The following is a 1,800-nucleotide window of genomic DNA, read 5'->3' as shown; positions in this document are numbered from 1 at the left end:
TAAACTGTACCCCTTGTCAAGGACATTTTGAATTAGTGTAGTGCCTATTTTTTAGACACCTACACAAAGATGATATCCCTGATTTTGGACATTCCATCGTTGGGGTATCCAAAGAAGTGGGCACATGACATTTGCAGTACCCACGGAAATGGACATACCAGTTGGTGTGATATTCTTTTTGGTTTTATTTTTTAGAATCTATATCAACTGCCACTTTGCCGAGTTCTTTCGGATCCTTCCGGATGGTTGGCGGGGCAGGAGCATTCGGGATATCCAGAGGATATTCCCCCGTAGTAACAAATTTGTAGAATTCATTAGGCGACAGCTTGGCAAGATGCCACTGATACCGCCGATTGTTGTAATAATCGATATAGTCATCAATGATGACCTGAACATCAGCAAACGCAGTACATTCGGCAAGTTTCGGTTTGATATGGTCTTTCATGTGGCCGAAGAAACTTTCCTGCGGGGCATTGTCCCAGCAGTTGCCCCTGCGTGACATGGACTGGCGGAGCTTTTTATCATACAAGATGTTGATAAATTTGTGGCTGGTATAATGGCAGCCCTGATCCGAATGGATGATGGTTTCCGCCTGAAGGGACACTCCGTGATCCTCCACCAGTTTGTTGATGGTTTCCAGAACGAAATCCACTTCCAGTGATGGACTGAGTACATACGACAGTATCTGCTTGGTAAAGGCATCCAGGACAGTAGATAAATAAGCAAAGGTGCCGTTGTACGGCAGATAAGTGATGTCTGTCAGCAGGACAATCCGTGGACCGTATGCCTCGAATTCCCGCTGAAGCAGATTATCTGCAACATTGCTTGTCTTAAGGGCTTTGGCCATCCGCCTGTAAGGATTCGGTCCCCTGTAGGGGCAGGACAGATTAAACTTGTCCATCAGGCGCCGGATCTTCTTGAGATTCATGACCACGGGCGGCTCCATGTGGAGAAGAGCCATATAGATGCCTTTTGCACCTTTGGAATAGCCGTGCATTTTGTAGGCAGCAAGTATCAGCTCAAAGTCATCCCGGTCCTGCTGTTCTCTGCGTTCTCTTGATGGAGCAGCCTTGAGCCAGGCGTAGTAACCGCTTCGTGAAACGCCTGCCATCTCACAGAGTGTCTTAACAGACATGGTGTTATGGCTTTGCTGCATGGTGTTGTAGATTATTTCAAAAATACAGGAAGAATCGTTCATGAGCAGTGCACCTACTTCCCTGTAGTTCTGATCGAGGAAATTTTTTTTAGAAATTCCATTTCCTGTTTCAGATAATCTACTTCGTGCCGGAGCTGACGGATTTCGTCAGCCTCAGAGACCTGGGTGTCAGTATCAGCGGGAACCGAATGGGCTGCTGAGGTACCCCGTGAACCATATCCCTCATGGAATTCGCCGTACTTCTGGTATTCTGTACGGATATGCTGGGAAATGCTCCATATGCGGCGTTCTCCAATGATGCTGATGTCAAAACCGTGATCTTCAAGGATTTTTCTGGGTGACTCACCGGCTTTATAGGCGGTCATGAAAATCTCCTTGAATTCTTTGGTAAGAGTGATTCTTGTTTCAGTAACACTGTAGATGTAAGGGTTTTGACGAAGTAACTGTTGTTGTTCCTCTGTGAATAATTTTCTGCTCATGAAAATCCTCCATTTCTGTGATTAGAATATCACATTTGAGAGGCAGTGTCCAAGAAACTGGGTTCACTTAGGAACGGTGTTTGAAAACAGGGGAAGGGTTAGTGAGTGTGTCTGAGAACCAGGTACTACGCTAATTCATGTGTCCACTGTTATGGGTACATTATA

General features: G+C 45.7%; 2 protein-coding genes. Both read right to left on the bottom strand.

Annotated features, from left to right (window positions below):
* Positions 1-184: 184 nt before the first annotated feature.
* Positions 185-1,198 carry an IS3 family transposase gene (locus tag FYJ75_RS14220; RefSeq protein WP_154431058.1) on the bottom strand — a complete coding sequence of 338 codons (1,014 nt, stop codon included), beginning with the start codon at positions 1,196-1,198 and terminating at the stop codon, positions 185-187.
* A gap of 11 nt (positions 1,199-1,209) precedes the next feature.
* Complete coding sequence (locus tag FYJ75_RS14215) at positions 1,210-1,635, bottom strand: HTH domain-containing protein (protein WP_154431057.1); 426 nt, start codon at positions 1,633-1,635, stop codon at positions 1,210-1,212.
* Positions 1,636-1,800 lie beyond the last annotated feature (165 nt).

The organism is Roseburia porci (assembly GCF_009695765.1).
Taxonomy (GTDB): domain Bacteria; phylum Bacillota; class Clostridia; order Lachnospirales; family Lachnospiraceae; genus Roseburia; species Roseburia porci.
This window is presented reverse-complemented; position numbering and strand designations above follow the sequence as displayed.